Origin of the sequence: Halorubrum wangae (assembly GCF_051194135.1) — an archaeon.
Classification (GTDB): Archaea; Halobacteriota; Halobacteria; order Halobacteriales; family Haloferacaceae; genus Halorubrum.
Window position 1 is genome coordinate 800,101 of sequence record NZ_JBLZNH010000001.1, and the last position, 20,466, is coordinate 820,566.

The 20,466-nt window shown below is 59.0% G+C and carries 16 protein-coding genes; 3 read left to right on the forward strand and 13 right to left on the reverse strand.

All coding sequences use genetic code 11. From position 1 onward, the window contains the following. Positions 1-244: 244 nt before the first annotated feature. Positions 245-2,143 (forward strand): archaea-specific SMC-related protein, encoded by a 1,899-nt coding sequence (locus ACNS84_RS04100; protein WP_435073562.1) that lies wholly within the window; start codon positions 245-247, stop codon positions 2,141-2,143. 59 nt (positions 2,144-2,202) lie between these two features. On the opposite strand, the gene ACNS84_RS04105 is transcribed toward ACNS84_RS04100, so the two are convergent. The 7 genes from ACNS84_RS04105 to ACNS84_RS04135 form a co-directional block, all read right to left on the reverse strand. After that, on the reverse strand, positions 2,203-3,198 hold the full coding sequence (locus ACNS84_RS04105) for an LLM class flavin-dependent oxidoreductase (protein ID WP_435073563.1): 996 nt from the start codon (positions 3,196-3,198) through the stop codon (positions 2,203-2,205). Then, complete coding sequence (locus tag ACNS84_RS04110; protein ID WP_435073564.1) at positions 3,195-4,739, reverse strand: class I adenylate-forming enzyme family protein; 1,545 nt, start codon at positions 4,737-4,739, stop codon at positions 3,195-3,197. Before ACNS84_RS04110 ends, ACNS84_RS04105 begins: the two co-directional genes overlap by 4 nt. Before the next feature lie 87 nt (positions 4,740-4,826). Next, entirely contained in the window at positions 4,827-5,549 is a 723-nt protein-coding gene (locus tag ACNS84_RS04115; protein ID WP_435073565.1) for a cyclase family protein, read from the reverse strand. A gap of 221 nt (positions 5,550-5,770) precedes the next feature. Beyond that, complete coding sequence (locus ACNS84_RS04120; RefSeq protein WP_435073566.1) at positions 5,771-6,502, reverse strand: SDR family NAD(P)-dependent oxidoreductase; 732 nt, start codon at positions 6,500-6,502, stop codon at positions 5,771-5,773. 94 nt (positions 6,503-6,596) lie between these two features. After that, positions 6,597-7,748, reverse strand: coding sequence for an acyl-CoA dehydrogenase family protein (locus ACNS84_RS04125; RefSeq protein ID WP_435073567.1), 1,152 nt, complete (start codon positions 7,746-7,748; stop codon positions 6,597-6,599). 149 nt (positions 7,749-7,897) lie between these two features. Further along, positions 7,898-9,043: an acyl-CoA dehydrogenase family protein gene (locus tag ACNS84_RS04130; protein WP_435073568.1), complete on the reverse strand. Its 1,146-nt coding sequence runs from the start codon at positions 9,041-9,043 to the stop codon at positions 7,898-7,900. 108 nt (positions 9,044-9,151) lie between these two features. Further along, a complete protein-coding gene (locus ACNS84_RS04135) occupies positions 9,152-10,219 on the reverse strand; it encodes a phosphotransferase family protein (RefSeq protein ID WP_435073569.1) in 1,068 nt (355 codons plus the stop codon). A gap of 199 nt (positions 10,220-10,418) precedes the next feature. On the opposite strand from ACNS84_RS04135, the gene ACNS84_RS04140 reads away from it, so the two are divergent. Next, on the forward strand, positions 10,419-11,639 hold the full coding sequence (locus ACNS84_RS04140) for an acyl-CoA dehydrogenase family protein (RefSeq protein ID WP_435073570.1): 1,221 nt from the start codon (positions 10,419-10,421) through the stop codon (positions 11,637-11,639). Between the two features lie 359 nt (positions 11,640-11,998). Here the strand turns inward: ACNS84_RS04140 and ACNS84_RS04145 are convergent, their stop codons facing one another. Further along, positions 11,999-13,675: a sensor histidine kinase gene (locus tag ACNS84_RS04145; protein WP_435073571.1), complete on the reverse strand. Its 1,677-nt coding sequence runs from the start codon at positions 13,673-13,675 to the stop codon at positions 11,999-12,001. Between the two features lie 444 nt (positions 13,676-14,119). Here ACNS84_RS04145 and ACNS84_RS04150 point away from each other — a divergent pair, with 444 nt between their 5' ends. Then, positions 14,120-14,560, forward strand: a complete 441-nt coding sequence (locus tag ACNS84_RS04150) for a GNAT family N-acetyltransferase (protein ID WP_435073572.1) — start codon at positions 14,120-14,122, stop codon at positions 14,558-14,560. A 332-nt stretch (positions 14,561-14,892) separates the two neighbouring features. On the opposite strand, the gene ACNS84_RS04155 is transcribed toward ACNS84_RS04150, so the two are convergent. From ACNS84_RS04155 to ACNS84_RS04175, 5 genes are all read right to left on the reverse strand, one after another. Continuing rightward, positions 14,893-15,927: a tyrosine-type recombinase/integrase gene (locus ACNS84_RS04155; protein ID WP_435073573.1), complete on the reverse strand. Its 1,035-nt coding sequence runs from the start codon at positions 15,925-15,927 to the stop codon at positions 14,893-14,895. Beyond that, the gene (locus tag ACNS84_RS04160) at positions 15,920-16,300 is read right to left on the reverse strand and encodes a DUF5805 domain-containing protein (protein WP_435073574.1); all 381 of its coding nucleotides are present in this window, start codon (positions 16,298-16,300) and stop codon (positions 15,920-15,922) included. Before ACNS84_RS04160 ends, ACNS84_RS04155 begins: the two co-directional genes overlap by 8 nt. A 606-nt stretch (positions 16,301-16,906) precedes the next feature. Continuing rightward, positions 16,907-17,812 carry a phosphoribosyltransferase HisG-related protein gene (locus ACNS84_RS04165; RefSeq protein ID WP_435073575.1) on the reverse strand — a complete coding sequence of 302 codons (906 nt, stop codon included), beginning with the start codon at positions 17,810-17,812 and terminating at the stop codon, positions 16,907-16,909. A 141-nt stretch (positions 17,813-17,953) separates the two neighbouring features. Next, positions 17,954-19,495, reverse strand: coding sequence for a hypothetical protein (locus ACNS84_RS04170; protein WP_435073576.1), 1,542 nt, complete (start codon positions 19,493-19,495; stop codon positions 17,954-17,956). Positions 19,496-19,624: 129 nt separating this feature from the next. After that, complete coding sequence (locus ACNS84_RS04175; RefSeq protein WP_435073577.1) at positions 19,625-20,458, reverse strand: MBL fold metallo-hydrolase; 834 nt, start codon at positions 20,456-20,458, stop codon at positions 19,625-19,627. Between the last annotated feature and the right edge of the window lie 8 nt (positions 20,459-20,466).

Here is a 20,466-nt window from a genome sequence, read left to right on the forward strand (position 1 = left end):
GGTAATCATCCCTACCTATAAAAGATCTCTGCCAATCGACAAAACCCCAGATAATTTGGGATTAATTGGCGGGTGATCTGTGGACGAGTGTCAAAAGAGTGTCTACTCTCAATGAAGACGTAGTATTTCCTTACGATCTACAAAACGGGCACGTTAGGCATAGAATATAAGTATGACAATCGCTTAACTAGGGAAAATCCCGATGATCAACTCCAATACAAATAAGACACCAATAGCAGATTCCATGGAGATAAACGTAATAAACATTGGGGGAATTGACGGCTGTTCACTCACTATTCAAAAAGGGGTAACGGTCCTCACAGGACGAAACGCAACCAACCGGACCAGCCTCTTGCAAGCCATCAATGGTGTCCTCGGCGGCAGCGCGTCGACATTGAAAAGTGACGCAACTGATGGTGAGGTCGCCTTGGAAGTAGGCAGTAGCACACACACCCGACGATTCGAGCGAACGGACGGTGGAATCAAGACGGGGGGTACTCCGTACGAGGCGAACACCGATCTAGTCGATCCATTTGTCTCTCTCCTTGAGAATAACCCCGCTCGACAGGCAGTCAAGCGCGGGGACGACCTTCGTGACATCATCATGCGCCCAGTCGATACGAGGGCCATCGAAGATCGGATCCGAACGCTCCAATCCGAGCGCGATGAGATCTCTGAGGAACTCGAAGCGGTCAGAGAGCAGTCGAGTCGCCTGCCGGCCCTGGAGGAAGAACGGCAAGTCCTTGAGTCAGACCTCGAGTCAATCGACGAACGAATTGAATCCGCACGTAACGACGCGACCAAATTCGAGGCGAACGCGGAAATGGCTGAAGAAGCCGAAGAACTCGTCGACAGACTCGACGAACGTCGCAAAGAAGCAAGTAAGGCGGAAGATGACCTCGAACTGGTAAACGCAGAACTCGATTCGCTCCGCGATCAACCGAGCGAACTCCGAGCGAAGAAAGAGGACCTACCGGAGGCTACAGAGGACGATCTGGACCGACTGGAAGATCAGCTACGCTCGTTGCGGGGTCAAAAACGCACTCTCGAAAACACGATCGCGAACCTCCGTTCGATCGTGGAGTTCAACGGATCAATTCTTGAGGATAGCGACTCAGACCATTCTGTTCCAGCAGAGGCCATGGCGGATCCGGTCGCAGATCTCGCACCGTCGAGCGAACAGGAGATCACCTGCTGGACCTGTGGAAATCGCGCCAAACGTGGGGAAATCGCCGATCAATTAGACAGCCTCCGCGGAGTCATTTCCGAAAAACAGGACGAACTCGATGATCTGACGGAGCAAATCGACGACGTGACCGACAACAAAGAATCTATTCGCGAGGTCATCAACACGAGAGAGCGCCTCTCACACGAGATCGAAAACGCAGCGGAGAAACTGGAGGCCAGGCAAACAAGGCGAGACACACTCGAGGATCAGATTGCCGAACTGCGTGAGGCGATCAGTGAGCTCGAACAAGAGGTCGCGCTGACGGAAGACCTCCGAGACAATAACCTGCTTGAAACGTACGAGAAAATAAGTGACCTGCAGTACGAACGAGGTCAAAAACAGGAGCAACTAGAGTCCGTCACCACCGAAATCGAGGATATCGAGTCGCTCTCGGACAAATCGCGTCTACGAGACCAACTGGACGAGATACGCACCGAATTACGACGTGAACGAAACCGAGTAACTGAACTCGAATCAGAATCGGTGTCCCAATTCAACGACCACATGGAAGATGTGTTGGCCCTCCTCGATTATCGGAACATCTCGCGGGTTTGGATCGAGCGGAAAGAAGCGTCTCAGGACGGACACGGTGGAAATTCCACGTTCGATTTACACGTCATCAGGGAGTCAGAGAGCGGTGCGGTGTACGAGGATTCCGTGGACAACCTGAGTGAGAGTGAGCGTGAAGTTATCGGCTTGGTCGTCGGACTTGCTGGCTATCTGGTCCACGATGTACATACCACGGTCCCATTTATGCTCCTTGATTCCCTGGAAGCCGTCGATTCCGATCGTATCGCCGACCTCATCGAGTACTTTTCGGAGTATGTCCCGTACCTCGTCGTCGCATTGCTTCCCGAAGACGCAGCCGCCGTTACCGCCGACTACCACGAGATCCCGGCAACTGCGCTGAATTGAGGCCGAAAACATTCAGTCGCGGAGGGAGTATCGGTCGTGTCGTGCTCGTGAGCACTCGATCAGCGTTCCGACTCCGGCAGCGCCTCTAATGCCAAGGTAAACATCTCTTCGGTCGCTCCTTTGGGGAATGATAGCAGGGCAGTGTCGACAGTGTCTTCAAGCAGTTCGGATACCCGTCTGCGAGCCTCCTCTGGCGTTCCTGCAATACCGATGGCATCCATGAGCTCTCGAGAAACAGCCTGTGAGGCGCGTTCCCTGTCACCTCCCCGCCAGGCATCCGATATCTTTGCAGCCTCGTCAGCAAACCCGTTCGCCGCGATGACGTCATTGTAGTAGTCGGTCGAACCGGCGTAGTAGGCGATGTGTTTTGCGAGCACACGCTCCGCCTCCTCGGGATCCCTACTGACACTCGTCGGTATCGACGCTGCGACGTGAGGATGGGCCGTTGAATGTGCCCGGCGTTCACCTTCGGCGATAACGTCGTCAAGTGCCGACAAGGGAATTAGATGAGGAAGCAGGCCATCTGCGAAGTCGATAGTCAGCGCGATATTCGTGCGGCCGAGCGCAGCGTTGAACACCGGTATCTCGACGCCGTCAGCATGATTGAGGCGGAAGCCACCGATAGAAAATATCTCTCCGTCGTAGTTGAGGCGGTCACCTGAGAGCGCGAGGTTCACGATTTCGATGGTCTCTCGAACGCGGCGCAGCGGTCGCTCGAACTGCTGACCATGAAATTTCTCGACAATCTGTGGAGTGCTACTCCCGACCCCAAGCACGAACTTCCCGTCAGTAAGGTCATGCAGCGTTAAGGCGTTCGCAGCCAGCGCTGCCGGGCTTCGTGCGTACACGTTGGCGATGCACGTGCCGAGCCACGTCTCACGCCGCTGGCCGACGCGAGCGAGTAATTGGAAGACGTTGTATCCCCACCCCTCACCACACCACACAGAGTCGAATCCGACGTCGGTGGCTCGGACGCCGAAATCGACGAGCCAGTCGTCCGTGACATCGGCGTACTCCGGCAGAACAAGACCCGTTCGCGGGTAGGTGACGTTCATTGAGACGCCGCCTTATCGTTGAGGGCCTGTCTGGAGATCTTTCCGCTCTCTGTCTTCGGGAGCTCGTCGACGAAAAAATACGATTTGGGCCGTTTGAAATCCTCAATCTCGGTCGAGTCCCTGAGGTACTGATCGAGTTCGTCCGAGGTGACACTGTCATCGGTCGGGACGACGAATGCGGTCACTAGCTGACCCCAGTCATCGTCTGGCGTCCCGATAACGGCGGCAGACTCGACCCCGTCGTGTTCGTGAAGGACGTTCTCAACCTCCGCTGGATAGATATTCTCGCCGCCGCTTACGATCATGCTATCTTTTCGATCGACGAAGTAGATGAAGCCCTCCTCGTCGCGACGTGCCAGGTCGCCGGTGCGATACCAGTCGTCGATAATCGCTTGCTTGGTCTTCTCGGGGGCTTGCCAGTAGCCCTTCATCGTCGTTGGCGTTTTGACCAGCATTTCGCCGGTCTCTCCCTTCGAGACCACGTTCTGAGGCATCGGGTCGTCGGGGTCGACAAGACGAACCTCCGCATTCGGAACCGCCCGACCGATGCTGCCGAGGTGATCGTCGTGATCTTCTGGATACAGCACGGTCCCGAACACGATCTCTGTCGTGCCGTATGCGTTGACGAAATCGACGTCCGGGAAGTTCGTGCGGCACTGACGGAAGACGTCCGGCGGCATGGCAGACCCGGAGTACTGGATCATTCGGACCCTCGCTGTGTCACGGTCTTCGATGGAGCCCTCGGTGAGTATCGCGTTGAAGTGGGTCGGGACACCCCATATCGTCGTAATATCCTCCTGTTCGATGTATTCGAGAGTCTGTCCGGGATCGAAATCCCGTTGAATGACGTTCGTGGCGCCGACGTGCAGGGCAGGCATGAAATTTGCCAGTAGTGGCCCGACGTGGTACAGCGGTCCGAGGGCGATGTTCACATCGCTCGGCCGAAGGCGATTGTAGGGGATACACATCAAGTCGGCGTCGACGACATTGCGATGGGTGTGCTCGACACCCTTCGGCTTCCCCGTCGTCCCCGACGTGTACAACAGGAACGCGGTGTCGGTTTCGCTCACGTCGATCTGCGGAGCGTTTTCGTCGCCCTCGGTGAGATCCTCGAACGTCCGTTCGGTGTCAGCGACTCCTTCCTCGGTTGCGATAGTGAGCGAGGGTAGCGTCGCGTCGTCGACGGCGGTGACCGTTTCGGCACTGGCAGCGTCGTACGCCAACGCGTCGGATTTGGCGTGCTCGAGAATGTAGGAGAGTCTTCCTGCAGGCGCACGAAAGCTGATTGGGTTGACAGTGACGCCGATATCGTGCGCCGCGAAAAAGAGCGTTAGCTGCTCGACAGAGTCTTTCGTCATCACCGAGAGGTGGTCATCGGGAGTGAGTCCGGCGTCGAGAAGATCGTTGGCGACGCGGGTGGCGAGGGCGTCCCACTCGGAGTACGTCAATGACTTGTCTGCTGCCGGGTCGCGGAGCGCCGTCCCACTCGGATGGCGCGCCGCGCACTGAGACAGCAGATCTCGAATCGTCGGATAGACCATACCCCTCATGACTGAAGCCAGCTATAATAGTTGTTAGGTACCAAGACACACGCACTGCAGCGCGATGGTACTGTTCAGACGAGCCGATTACTCGACTACGGCAAACGCTCGAACCGGGCTTGCTGTCGCCCCGGACAGCGGAAGGGGGACGGCACTAAACGTAAATCGGTGGTTCGGGATTGCGTCGATGTTACGGAGGTTTTCCACGACGAGCGTATATTTCTCGGGAATATCCTGACGGAGAAACACGCGGTGAGCAGGCATTCCCGCGTCTCCAGCCACGTCGACGTTCCCGCAATCGATACCGACGAGATTGACGTCTCGCTCGTGGAGCCAAACGGCACCGGCCTCTGAGAGGCCAGGATGTTCTGAGAGATACGTCTCCTGGTCATCGGGAACGTACTGGTCCCATCCCGTGTGTAAGAGCACGATATCGCCCGCTTCGACGGTAACGCCAGCCTCGTCTGCTGCTGCCTCGAGCGCGTCCGGACCGATGAGCCCTTTCGGGCCAGCATCGGACACGTCGAGCCAGACGGCAGGCCCGTGACACTCTTCGAGGGGGACCTCGTCGATGGCCTTCCCCTCTGGATGGACGTGAACCGGTGCGTCAAGGTGGGTTCCGTTGTGCTCTGCGAGAAACACGAACCCGTTCATGAGCGACATATCCTCGATGCCTTTGCCGCGCCAGGTGTCTTCTGCCTCGTCGTGATTCATCCGGGTCCCAGTCAGGAACACCGGACTTCGACCGTGATTCGGGTGGTTTGCCATCCCTTCGACGATATTCGCAGTCAGATCTATCAGCTCCGTCATAACTGGCACTCTGAGCAGACGGATATAAAGGTGTGCCAGCGAGCGATCAACGAGTCGACACCGAGTTTGGTCTCCTGTAGACCTCGATTTTCGCGCATCGTCTTTTTTAGGTGATCTACCGACTCCCGTCACCCTCGTACGAACCTGTTCGACGCGGCACCGACGTATGGCCCGAGTTTGTTGCTAGCTACTCCAGGCGACTCCATGACCTCAGAAAACAGTCACCGCATGAGTTGCCCGCCGTTCACGTGCATCGTCTCCCCGGTGACAAACTCGGCGTCCCGGAGATACGCTGCTGCGTCCGCCACGTCAGACGGTTGGCCGAGTCGCTCGACCGGAATCGTGTCTCGGCGGGCTGCCTTCTCCTCTGCTGTGCTATTTGCGTCGGTCATGTCCGTCTCAATGTATCCCGGTGCGATAGCGTTCACACGAATGTCAGGAGCGAACGCCAGAGCAAGACTCTTCGTCAGCCCGATTATTCCGGCCTTCGACGCCGCGTAGTGACACTCATAGTCAGCACCAGCGAAAGCGAGCCGCGAAGAGAGGTTCACTATCGAAGCGTCGTCAGCGGCGTCGAGGTGAGGTCGCGCAGCCTTGCTGACGGCGAACATGCTGTTGACGTTCGTGTCCATCACCGCATCGAAGGCTTCCGTAGAGAGGTTCTCAGGGTAGCAGTGCTCATTGACGCCGGCGTTGTTCACGACGTGTGAGAGGCCGCCAAACCGTTCGGCGGCCGCTTCGACGAGTGCTGCTGCAGCGTCTGGGTCCCCCACGTCCGCCTGGACTGCGACAGCATCGGCGTCGGTCTGTGACCGGATATCGTCCACGGTCGCCTCTGCAGCGGCAGCGTTGCTGTGATAGTTGACGGCAACGTCAAATCCGTCCTCTGCGTACCGAATTGCGATACCGCGGCCGATACCCCGACCTGACCCCGTGATAAGCGTTCCTGGCATCTCGGCGTACCAACGATGGAGCGGTTACTAATTGTTTGGGAGCGTGCTACTGGCCGAGCAGTGGACTCCGATTTCGTTCGAAACGTCGACGTCGTTACTCGTACAGCTGATTGCTGATTACGATACGATTGACCTCGTTCGTTCCCTCGTAGATCTGCATCCCCTTTGCGACGCGCATGTGGCGCTCTACAGGGTAGTCCTCCGAGTACCCTCGTGACCCGTGGATCTGAACGGCTTCCGTTGCGACGTCCATCGCAACGTCCGTCGCTTTGGTCTTCGCCATTGCGGCTTCTTTGGTCACACGGTTTCCGCGATCACGTTCTGCGGCGGCGTGGAGTGTCAACAGGCGGGCCGATTCGACTTCCATCGCCATATCCGAGAGTTTGAACGAGATTCCCTGGAACTCGCGGATAGGCTGATCGAACTGTTCGCGGGTATCGGCGAATTCTCGGCTCGCATCGAAAGCGGCCTGCGCCACCCCGACGCCTTGTGCGCCGGTTCCGATCCGACCGATGTCGAGTCCCTCCATGATGTATCGAAATCCACGCCCCTCCTCGCCTATCAGATTCTCCTCCGGGACGCGAACGTCCTCATAGCGGATCTCGCTTTCGACGGCAGCATCTCCTTCCATGCAAGGAATGTCGCGGACGATCTCCAGTCCGTCCTGCTCCACTGGATTCGGGATACCGATGAGGCTCAACCCGCGGTAATCATCGTGCTCGTTCGTCCGAGCCACGACCACGATCAAGTCTGCAACCGCACCGTTCGTCGTCCAAACCTTGTGGCCGTTGATGACCCATTCGTCACCGTCCTTCTCGGCCGTCGTCCGCATGTCGCCGGCGTCACTGCCCGCCTCGGGTTCAGTCATCGAGAGGGCGGCGACGGTCTGACCCGTTGCCACACCACGAAGCCACTCGTCTTTCTGCCATTCGCTACCGAATTGAGCGAGCGGATACCCGACCAAACAACTGGCACCGGACACGGTCCCCGCGATCAACTTCCACGAGCGAGCCAACTCCTCGATAGTGATTGCGAAGGACCGATAGTCATCGCCAGCACCACCGTACTCGGTCGGGAACGGGACGCCGTGAAATCCGGACTCGCCGATACGTTCCACTATCTCTCGAGGGAACGTTCCGTTCTGTTCGTGTGTCTCTACATGTGGCTCGACGTGTTCTTCACAGAACTCTCGGACAGCCGCCCGTTGTTCTCGGTGCCGATCTTCAAGATTGAAATGTGTTATCACGGTGTCAGAGCCTCTCAATCACCTCTCGATGGCGAGTGTCATAATACTCACGCTGCCTCCGATAAGCAGGGTTCAGCGGTTGATCTATCGCGGTCGGTCCTGCTGAGAAACGGATCTGCAGCCTCACTACTGGTCCGCAAATCGACAGCTCAGAGGACTTGGTCGGCGATAATGTTCCGCTGGATCTCGCTCGTCCCCTCGTAGATCTTCGTGATACGTGCGTCGCGGTAATACCGTTCGACCGGGTGATCGGAGACGTACCCCGCTCCGCCAAAGACCTGAATCGCGTCGTCGGCGACGTCGACGGCGTTCTCGGAGGCGACGAGCTTAGCCATCGACGCGAACTTTGTCGCAAGCTGGTCGTTTTCTTCTTCGGTCTGACTCGCGGCGCGATAGGTGAGCGAGCGTGCTGCCTCCGTGTTCGCCGCCATATCTGCAATCTTGTGTGAGACCGCTTGGTACTCCTTGATCACCTTTCCTCCCTGTTCACGCTCATTCGCGTAGTCGGCGGCAGCATCAATTGCTGCTTGTGCAACACCGACAGCTTGAGCGGCGACGTTTGACCGACCGGAGGCGAAGAAATCCATGAGCTGATAAAATCCCTTGTTAAGCTCTCCAATTACGTTCTCCGCAGGTACCCGAACGTCGTTCAGCTTGATCTCAGCGAGGTCAGACGCCTTGATGCCGAGCTTGTTCGTGATCTTCGTCGGCTCGAAACCGTCGAGCTCAGTCGGGACGAGAAATGCCGTGATTCCGCGGTGAGGGTTGTCGGGATCCAAACGAGTCTTCGCCATGACGACGGCAACATCTGCAACTGAGCCGTTCGTGATCCACATCTTGTTCCCGTTGAGAACGTACCCGTCGCCGTCCTCTTCGGCGCGCGTTTCAATGCCAGCGACATTCGAACCGTGAGCGGGTTCCGAGATACAACTACAGCACGCGGATTCACCGTTCGCAATGCGGGGCAGCCATTCTTCTTTCATCCATTCGTCGCCGTACTTGGCGATCATCTTCGATCCGAAGCCGCGAGAGCCGACGGCCGAACCAATGCCTGGATCGGCACGCCACAGTTCCTCGGTGACGATAACTGAAGAGAGCGAATCCATGCCGGGCCCGCCGTATTCGAAGGGGATACTCGGCGCGAGTAAATCGAGCTTCCCCGCTTTTTCGATTATCTCTATCGGATACCTCCCCTCCTCATCGTGTTCTCGTGCGACGGGTTCGATCTCGTTCTCGCCGAACTCACGAACCGCCTGTCGGATTGCGTTATGCTCCTCTGAAAGGCCGAATTCCATATAAAATCATTTCATTATCGGAGCTTAGTAGTTTCGGCATGTGGTGTGACAAGCACAGCCGTCAAACGTTTAGACAGTCGGGAGATGCGCCTCCTCGACGCACGCGTGTCAGAGGCGTTCGGTATCTCCCTCAACGTATGCGAGAGTTCGCTCGGCGAGCGTTGGAACATGCGTCCGCATCGTGGGATACAGTGGGTCGTCGCTATCGCCGTTCAGATGCCGCGCGAGGAACATCTCGCCCAGGGCCGCCATCTTGTACGCCGCAAGTGCTCGGTAGAACCGCTCGTGGGCGAACTCGCGTCCCGTCGTCGCCTCGTAACGCTCGATAAGCTCCGCGCGAGTCGGATACCCCTCTCGTGCGGTGAACGTCGACATCAGTTCGGGCATCGCCGGGTCCGGATCGCCGTCCTCGTACCAGAACAAGAGCAGCCATCCGAGGTCGGCAAGCGGATCCCCCAGCGTCGACAGCTCCCAGTCGAAGACAGCGACGACTCTCGGTGGGAGACTGGAGCCATACATGACGTTGTCGAGCTTAAAATCGCCGTGGACGAGCGTATTGGAACGCTGCTCGGGGACGTTCTCGGCGAGCCACTCACCGACGGCGACGAGTTCGGGAACCGCTCTGATCGCCTCCGTTGTCTCCAAGGCCCACTCGATCTGAGCCGTCCACCGCTCGACCTGCCTGGCCGTGTATCCCTCTGGGCGGCCGAACTCACCGAGGCCGACCGATTCGTAGTCGACCGCGTGGATCGCCGCCAGCGTGTCGATCAACTCGGTTCCGATCCGCTTGCGGGCGCTCGGCGTCGTGAAGCGCTCTGGCTCGGCGTCTCTGAGTACGTCCCCGTCTGCACGCTCCATGATATAAAAGTCGCTCCCGAGGACTGCGTGGTCGTCACAGGCGCGGAGGGGCTTCGGAACTGGAACGGCCGTGTCGTCGAGTGCGTCGACGACACGATGCTCTCGCAGCACATCGTGGGCCGTGTCTGCCGTCTCACCGGGCGGCGGCCGTCTCACTACCAGTTCGCGGTCGCCCCACGTGACGAACAGCGTCTCGTTGGAGTGTCCTTGGGCGTGACGCTCGACGGAGAATTCTGACGCTGGCCCGAACTCAGCAGTCAAGTACGCCTCGAACGAGTCGTCGTCGATCAGCCGAGCGAGGTAGTCGGGATTGCTCACACTCGGCCCGTTCCCGGCCGACCCGTTCCAGATCGCACCACCACTGCTCGTCCTCGTTCCGAACGCCATTCAATTGATCTGGTGAAGTCGACAAACATTGTGAACCCTCAGTAATAGTTATGGATAAAATCCTGGGCGTTATAGCTTTTTGCTAGCAGATGGCCGGTACTACTATCTGCGGTGCTAAGCAGATGATGGTATGAAATACGACGACATCGGACGCGGACCGGCGATCGCCGAGACCGTTCGAGAGTTCATCGACGGGACGGTGCTTCCCGTTGAACGTGAGTGGCTCGGTCACGGACCGATCCCCGCGGCAGAGATCGAGGCGTTGCGTGACATCGCGCGTGAAAAGGAGATATACGCCCCGCAGGTCGACGAAGCGTACGGGGGGCTCGGACTGGGATTTCGGGAGATGCTACCCGTGTTTGAGGAAGCAGGCCGCAGTTTGCTCGGGCCGACCGCGCTCCGCTGTGCAGCACCGGACGAGGGGAACATGCACACGCTCGAGATTGCGGCGACCGACGATCAAAAGGAGCGCTGGCTTCGTCCTCTCGCATCGGGAGAGATCGAGTCGGCCTTCGCGATGACCGAGCCCTTGCAAGGCGGCGGCTCGGACCCCAAGATGCTGGCCACGACGGCGGAGAAAGACGGTGACGAATGGGTCATCAACGGCCACAAGTGGTGGACGACCGGCGGGGTCGACGCAGACGTGCTGTTAACGTTCGCTCGGACGGATCAAGAGGCGCATCCGTACGCCGGCTGTTCGGTTATTTTGGTTCCCACCGACACCGAGGGTGTCGACATCGTCCGAAACATTCCCCACCTCGGCGAGGGGCTCGTCGGGACGACCCACGCCGAGATCCGATTCGACGACGTCCGCGTACCGGTCGAAAACACGCTCGGCGAGGAGGACGAAGGGTTCACGCTCGTTCAACAGCGACTCGGTCCCGCCCGTCTCACGCACTGCATGCGATATGCCGGTATGGCCGACCGAGCGCTCGACATCGCGACCGCCTACCTCTCCGAACGGAAGGGGTTCGGCGAGCGACTCTCGGAAAAGCAGGGGCCGCGATTCCGTATCGCCGACCGGCGTACCGAACTTCACGCTGCTCGAACGATGGTCCGGCACGCAGCCGGGCAGATTGCCGACGGGAACGAGGCACGGATCGAAGTGGCGATGACAAAGACGTTCGCCGCGAACGCAGTCCAAGAGGCTATCGACGATGCACTCCAGTTCTGCGGTGGTAACGGCATTGCATACGATCTCCCGATCGCGCGCTTCCACGAGAATGTCCGCCAGTTCCGGCTCATCGACGGTGCCGATGAGGTCCACCGCCGGTCGATCGCCCGAGATGCCTTTGCGGACCCACCCACTGAGGAGTTAGCGCCGATAACGCGATTTGGCGATTTCGACTGATCCGAACGGCTCTGTGGAAACCCGCCGTTCCAGATCCCAGTCGCGTGCTGCATCTCGAGGGTGAGTTCAGCACAACGATTCGATTAGTTCGGACACTCTTCATCGATCTGCAGGGATCAAATACCGTGGTTCATCGAGTAGAAGATTGAGTGCCCAGCTGATCCGCATCAATCTCTTCTCAGTGGCGTTTGAGCGAGCTACCGACGCAGTATCAACAGTTCTGTGTTCAGTATAGCGGATTTACGTACCGATCATCTCACTGAATCATTAGCCTTCAGTCGCGAGAGTTGTGTGAGACAGTGATTGCGCTCGAGTGACTCACTCGTCGTACCACAATTGTTCGGCAACTTCACCGGATCTCACGAAGATACCTTGGTCGATGGTGTATGAATGGGTAGTTCAACGACGAAGACAGAACCAGTAGGGTCGTTGTCTTCAACCCACACATCGCCACCGAATTGTTTGGTAAAGAGATGGACAAGATACAGACCGATCCCTGATCCTAGACTGTCCGGTCCTTTTTCTCCCTTCCCGAGGATCTGTTCTTTCTGGTCGTCAGGGATACCAGGCCCATTATCTGCTATGCGGTACCGAACAGTCTCTGGATTTACTTCACAGGTAACGGTGATTTCAGGGATTTTTTTGTCGTTGTGTCGGACCGCATTTTCGAGGATATTTCGGAAGACCGATGAGAGCATTTCGTTTGCCTGTACCGATACGTCGGGGAGTTCACCTGCTACCTGAAACTGAGCGTTCGGGAACGAATCACGTACTGCAGCGAGCTCAGTATCAAGCAGCGGCTGTAGCTCGATTGTAGTCAATTCAGGAGTACCGTCCATTGAGATCGATTCAACGAAGTCACGTGCGACCTCCGTAAACTGAATCACGTGACGGGACTTCTGTAGCACTCGGTTCAGCGCATCTTTCCCCTCGTGATCGGTATGATCTTCAAGCACCTCGGCCCAGCCGAGAATCACAGCCATATCGTTCCGGATATCATGTCGAACCACACGATTCAGGGCTTCAAGCTGTTTCGTCTTCTCTTCGAGCCGCTGTCGGTATTGCTCACGTTCAGTGACGTCGGAAATCGTTACTAACTGGCCGGTCATCACCTCTCCAGCTAAGAATGGTGTGCTTGAGACGTCATAGTACCGTGTCTCGTCATCCCGCGTGACTGTCAACACGTCTTGTGTTGTGAGATGATTCTCAAGTGCTGTATTCACAGTATCGAGCGGTTTGCCAAACGATTCTTCCAGGGCTGGGAAGAGTCTGCGAGCTGCTTGATTAAAATCCCGAATACAGCCGTCCTGATCGAGGTAAATCGCCGGTTTGTCTGACTCGCCTGTGAGTCGGATCGCCTCAAACTGCTGCCTGTAGAAAAACAGCGTGCCAACGGCGAAAAGCGCGACGCCGGGCGGTTCGTACATTAACGGGAGCAGCCAGTCAACTTGCCCACCAATGATCGTTGCAATCGCAGGCAGTCCTGAGAGTCCGACGAGAACGACGAGCGGACGACTGTCACTGCCAGTATGATAGAACCGCTCCATGAGGATGAAGAACCCGACAGCGATGACGACATAGGAGAATCCCAAGACGACCCAGTAGAGCAGTTGGTGGTGGATAACGAGGTGCGGAAACGGTTCAGTGACCCATTCGGTCGTGAAATAGAGATTGTGGAGTGGGTTCGTGACTTTGAGTGCGGTGAAGAAGAGAAACAGTCCGAGGATGAGCTTTCGGTACGGGGCGTGTCGTGACGGACGGCCAGTATAGGCAGCACAAAAGTAGAGCCACGACCCAACGGCAACGAATGCGAAGACAAATCCGAGTATATAACATGCGACTTTCACCGGGCGTGTCGGTGCGATAATGTAGCCGAGATACCCCCCTGACCACAGCGCGACGGAACCGAGGAAGACGACGAGCCCTTCTCGCGTCTCCCTATGCTGGACTTTTCGTGCTTGGGGAATCGTCACCACACAGGCAATTGCAGAGAGGGCAAAAAGGAGAATGTGACCGATAAGAAGGGGCTCAAGCATTCGGATACACGAGAATCATTAAGCAGACAATATAGTTGTTTGGAAGAATGTGTGATAGAGGTGAATTTCATCTGTTCATGGTAAACACGCACCTTTCAGCGGGCACTGTTTCAGACAAGAAAGTATCTGAAAATAGGATATCGACAGTGCCCATCGTAACCGATCTACCCTCCGTTCTCTCGTATCCGACTACCGGAGTGCCGTTTCCGTGATCTTGGTGCCCCTACACTGGACAACTCAATTCGAGGGTGTCAAACGTGAAACTGCTAACCGACTTTCGCCCGCTGTACAGCACCGTCTTCGATAAACCATTAGCAACTACATGTGTCAATTGCGTTGGTCACACGATTCTGGCGTCTCTGATCCCTCTCGGTTGGCATGAGTGGCGTGTTGAGCGCCGTACACTGCCGAAATGATTTTGCTTCACGATTCGGAGGCAGTGGTATGAGTCGTGACGAGATCAGGGAGTTGACGAAGAGCAACGAGTTTCGAGCGGCGTTTCCGGTCTTGCGCCAGCTCCGCGATCATCTGACGGAAGCCCAGTATGAGGAGTATTTAGACGAGATGCGGAACGAAGGGTATCGTCTGTTCGCCGTCTTTGAACAAGGCGATATCGTCGCGGTCGCAGGCGTGGTCATACAGACGAACTTCTACAACGGGCGCCATTTGTTCGTGGCCGATTTGGTCACGGACAAAGATCACCGCTCGGAGGGGTATGGGGAACGCCTGATGCAGTTCCTCACCCAATGGGCCCGGAACAACGACTGTGACTGTGTCACCTTGGAATCGGGGCTTTGGCGCGACGATGCCCATCGATTTTACGAGAATCGACTCGGGATGGATCGATACTGCTACACGTTCAAAAAAGAAATCCGCACTGTTTGACGCTTTTGGGAGGCCAAACTGTACTGCGCAGATACTGGTGACGTGGAGAACACTGCGGCACTTCGTTGGTGGCCCCTGACGAGCGCTACCCGGTCTCGCTTCTAGCCGATATCTCCTGTAGGAGCCGAAGTTCGCATCGTCGACGTCGTTCCTGTCCGCGGTGACTGTGACCACCGGTTTCAGTATTCTGGTGGTTTGTCGGTGTTCATCTGCGTAGAATCTGAGGCAGTCAACTCCTCCATATTTTGTATAGCGACATGAAGTTTATTCGGTCGTAATGCGACACAGATTACGTCGCATAAAAAACGACAAAATTTAGATGAGGCTCAGTATTACTCCAACAGCCGGTACACGTTCGCCTCGTACGTCTCCCTGACCTGGTCGCCCCAGTTGTGGGTGTAGGTGTCGATTACGTCGTCGGCGACGTCGCCGCGTAGGTATTTGACCACGCCGCGGTCCCCCGTTCGGTCGCGGAGGTGCGTCGTGAAGAAGTGCCGAAAGTAATGCGGTGTAACGTTCTCCGCGGCGCCACCGCCCGTTCGATACCACCCGGCGTCGCGGGCGTACCGCTCCACGACGTGCCGGACGGCCTGCGGGTCAAGGCGCTCTCCCCACCCTTCCGCCGTGCCGACGAACAGCGGATCGGCCGGAGAGGGGCTGTCCGGGCGGATCGCCAACCATTCCTTCAGGGTCCGGGCCAACTCGTCGTCGATGGGGATCACCGTCCCGCGCTTCCGCTTGTTCGACGCAGTTCTGACTTCGCCGTTCATCGACTCTCCCACGGTCGCATCCGGGGTCACGAACAGTGAATTCGGCCGATCAGCGAGAGCCGGTCGAGTTCCGACCGCATACGCCTCACGGACCTCTGCGTCGTCGACTGCGACGTCCCGGAGATCCAAGTTGCAACACTCTCCGACTCGCATGCCGGTCTTGAGCAGGGTCACGATGAGCGCCCGATGAAGCGGGTGACGGATTCCGGCGACGAACTCGCGCATCGCGGGGATCGAGATGTCTCGTCGAGCCGGGTCCTTGTCGACGGTCTCGTCCATCTCTTCCATCACGAGCGTCATGGGATTTCCCTCGAACGCGCCGAGCTCGGTCATGTACCCGTAAAACCGGTGGAGGTAGGCTGCGTACGTTGCCACCGTGCTGTCGGCGACGTCTCCGCGCAGCGAGTGAACGAACGACATGCAGTCGCGATGTGACGCCGACGCTGGGGTCGTGTCCGCGTCGAGAAACGCCTCAAATCGCCTGAGAACGCGCTCATAGGACTCTCGGGTGCGCTCCGTCTTCCCGTGATAGGTGAGGTCCTCGATGAAGTACCCCACCGAGTCCTCTATTTCATCGGGCGCGCGGGCGCTACTCATCGGTGAGCGTGTAACCTCCTTTCCGTCCGTTGTACCGGACGCGGTTTCGATCCTGTAATTCGTCGAGCGCGGTTTCGAGTCGATCCTCGAAATCGCCGACCACGGCTTCGACGAGTTCTTCCCACGAAAGCGGCCCCTCGGAGAGCGCCGATTCGACCTGTGTTTCGAGCGCGTCACCCCTGGGGTCAGACCCCGAAGGATCGGTGTCGACGGGGTTCCCGGAATCGGCCGTCGAAAAGCCACGACGGCCGGCCTGTACCATCGTTCTGACGAACTCGCTCTGTGACATCCCGAGTTCGTCCGCGTGATCCTGCCACCGATCCTTTTGGTCGACGGGCACGTACGTCTTCACCGAGCGGCGGTCCTCGCTCATCGTTCGAGTCGGAGTACTCCTGCCCCCATCTTCAAACTATCCCACAATTCCGGATAAAGTCACTTATCCAGTGTTGTGGGCATCTCATTTTGCCGTTGACTGTGGCATATACTCAATTGTGGGATTATAAATTCTCAGTTTGGCCCTACAATACGGGATATTAATTTCCAGTCTCAACATATTCAGTCGTTCAGCATCGGTCAGATTTTTGCTCGACTGCGCCGTTCTTTCGCTGGCAGTCCTCGCCGACGGTGAGTCAGCTCCTGGCCGTTCCGCGAGTGATGTCAGTTCGGAGCGACGTCTCGACTCGGTCCATCCGCGGACGACACCCCACACGTCGTCGGTCGCGATAGGAATACTCCGCGACCGAATCCCGCGTTCGTGACTGCCTTCCGTTCAGCGTGGACGATGAGCCTGTTTCAGTGCGTATCGTCCGCGACATGTATATTCTATTTCGCTATAACGAGTGACGTGATATAACGACTGAGACCGCAACTCACTGTGAAGGGCCAAGGCGTCCGTTCTCGGTCGATTCGACAGGAAGCACATCGCAAGCGCTGTGTCGTGTAGCTCCGCGCAGTGAGGGCCGTGTTCCGCCGTCCGATGTCAGACGCGGATCTCGGAGGTTGCGTCCTCGGCGTCGAGGACGGCTATCGCCCGCTCGACCGCTGGGTCGAGTTCCGCCGAGTTTCGCATCAACACGGTCTCGCTCGGGAAGAGATGCTCGCCGACGACGAGACCGTGATCGCGTGCGGTCGACCCGGTGACGGTGAGGTAGACGCCGAGGCCCGCCCGCGCGATGCCTGCCTCTTCTTCCTCGTCCGGATCCGGATAGACGAACTCGACGCCGTCGAGCGCTTCTGTCCCCAACACCGCGGTGACCAAACGCTCGTACCGCGGCGAGATGCACAGCGGCCCCTCGTAGCCGGCAAGATACGCGCGATTGAGGTCCGTCCCCGGTTCGAGTCCCTCCGGACGCCCCATGAGCGTGTGATGGACCGTGTCTCCGAGCCCGTTAACGACCCGAACGTCGGTGTCGACCGGGTCGATCCGCTCGTTGATGTCGGCGATTTCGCCGAGTCCCTCCGGTCGAATCCCAACGACCTCTTCTAAGACCAGGTCAGCCGAGTCGAATCCGAGCGCAAACTCGTGGGTCCTGAGGGCCCGAAACGGCTCCTCTCGGCCGACGAGTTTCAGTCTCACGTCGCCGAGGTCGACGGTAGCGGCGTCGAAGACGATCCGGCGCGGCTTTCCGTCGCGGTCGTCGCGCAGCAGCGTAAACTCCGGCTCGGCCGAGACGTGGGGGTCGGAGTACTCGGCCAACCGTTGGTACGGCCCCTCGTCGGCGTCGACGCCGCCCTTCGTGACCGCCTTCTCGTAGCGAAGCGTGTTGCTCACGCTGTCCGCGAGCCGCTCCAGCCGGTCGTCGTCGCCGACGATTGCGATCCGTTCGAGGACGGCCTCCAGGGGACGGCCCTTCCGCGGGACGGCGACCGGTACCGGTTCGCTCATTACCCGCAGTGGGGTGCCGCGGCTAAAACGGGTTGCGCTTTCCGTCGGTGTCGCGTCTCGACGACGACCGAGTCAACGCTCGTCACCGACCGACTGCCACAGAAAAGAGGGAATTCGACGGTACAATCGAGCCGACTGTCGTTACGGGCCGAACGCTTCGTTGAGCCGTTTCCGGAACGCCTCGAGCTCCTCCAGGTGGTCGTTGATCGCGCTGATCTCCGCTTCGACGTCTTGGAGGTCGTCGCCGAGCCGGTCTTCGATCCCTGTGAGTCGAGTGTCGACCTCCGCGAGGTCGTCCCAGAGGTCGTCGAACTCCTCGTCGAAGCGCCCCAGCCGAGACTCGACGTCGACGACGCGCTCCGTGGTCGCTTCGGCCGCTGCGGCGGCGTCGTCGACCTCTTCGTACAGCGTCTCGACGTCGTCGCCCACGTCGTCGAGCGCGTCGCTGAGCGCGTCCGTATTCTCGTCGATGCGCGAGACGTCGCCCGCGACGTCCCCGACGGTCGACTCTACGTCGGCGAGCGTCTCCTCGACGGCGGCAACCGTCGTCTCGACGCCGTCCACGCGCTCGCTCACGCCGTCGACGTCCGCCGAGACCGCGTCGACGGAGTCGTCCACTCGGGAGACGGTTTCGCGGAGGTCGTCTCGGTCCGCGTCTGCGGCGTCGACCCTGTCGTCGAGCGCGTCCATTTCGGATTCGAGGGTCTCGACCTGTTGATCGATGTCCTCGAGCAGCTCTCGACCTCGTCCCTCGCCGTCGATGAACTCCGCGAGCGCGTCGGCGTACGCCTCGATATCGGCCACGCTGGACTGGAGACGGGATATACGGACGTCGACGCTGCGCGGAACGCCGATATCGAGTTCCTCCCGGAGAACCTCCAGATCGTCCGCCGCGACCTCGTCGGCACGGATCTCGGCCGCCAGTGCGGCCGCGAGACCTCCCTCGGCCGCCGCGTCGGGGGTTGGAACGGGTTCGTCGGGCGCTGCGGGCTCCTCATCGGCGTCCGGAGCGTCGTCGACGGTCGGGTTCGGTTCGTCCACCGTCTCATCTGCTACGTCCGTCTCGTCTGCCTCGCTTTCCTCGTCGAGATCGTCCCCGTCCGCGGCCTCGATCGGCTCCTCAGGCTCGTCGGGGTGAGCCGTGACCGCGGCTGTGCCGTCCGCGGAGACGGTCCGCGGCTCCGGGGTAGTCGGTCGATCGGACGATTCGGCTTCGTCGACGGCCGGGCCCTCCATGCCGGGGAGCGTGGCGCGATCGCCCGAGAGAACCTCTCTGACAGCGTCTGTGTCTCCGGTTCCCAGCACGTCCTCGATCTCCTCACCGACCGGGACGTGTTCGATCACCGGCGTTTCGAGGAAGCCGTCGAGGTCGGGGTCGTCGTCGCGGATGCCGAACACCGTCTCGATGGTGTCTCCAGGGTCGAGCACGCGCTCGAACTCGACGCGGTGGTCCTTGTATGCGGTCCAGTTCTCGCTCTCGTACTCCGGGTGGAACCCGATGCGGTCCATCGGGAACGACTCCGGGATTCGGTCCACGATGCGCACGCGCACGGGGTCCTCGCGGTCCGAGGAGAGTTCGTAGGTCACCGCGGGTACTGGGAACGCGTCGTCAGTGAAGGATTTCTCGACGCGAATACCGTCCTCATCGACGGTCGTCGCCGCTTCTGCCGTCCGTTCGCTCATACCGGTCCCTCCCGGAGCAGGGGCTTAAATTCCACGGGCCGGGTTTCGGCATTGATAACCACTGGGGCGTTGAAACGCGCGGTTTCGCTCAATTCGCGCGGCGGGGTCGACGACGGACCAACTCGTCCCCTACAGCTCAATCCGGTCGCCTATCTCGACGATCTCCAGTTGCTTCGGGTGTTCGAAGCTCCGCGTGTGCTCGTGGAGCGCCGTCGGATCTGCGGTCAGCCCCTTCCACATGTCCCAGTGTGTCGGGACGAGCCGGTCGAGGTCGAGGTCGTTCGCCGCCTTGGCGATCTCGTTCTCGTCGCTGTACCACTTCGTCCTGACCGGTTCGCCCGTCTCCTTGTCGGGGACCGTTCCCACAGAGCCGAACGCGAGAATCCCGAGGTCGATGTCGAACTCGTCGGCGAGCGACGAGAACGAGTCGGACGGTTTGCTGTCGCCGGCGTGGAACACGGTCCCGGCGTCGTGTTCGATCACGTAGCCGACGGGGTGAGTGGCGTCCGAGTCGTGCGTTTCGACGACGTGGACGGTGAACTCTCCGATCTTCAACTCGTCGCCCTCGGTCACTTCGAGGAACGCCTCGCTCTCGACGTCCCACTCTTCGGTCCAGCGCTCCGTCTCGCGTGCGACCGCAAGGGAGTCGTCGGGCGCGATGAAGTCGGCGGCGGTGTTCGCGAGGATCGGCGCCTGCGAGGGCCCGTGGACGTGGTCGGTGTGCTCGTGAGTCGCGAGCACCGCGTCCGCGACCTCGACATCTTCGGGATCGAAGGGGATCGGGATCATCCGGACCGTGCGAGGCGGGTCTCCGGTCCCGACGTACGGGTCGATCCAGAGAACGGTCCCCTCGCTGCCCTTGATCGCGAAGCCGTTACAACCCAGATACCACAGCGCTACCGTGTCGGGGTCGGCGTCCGCGACCGCGCGCGGCAGCCAGTCGCCCCAGTCGGAGTCGGCCATGTCGGAGG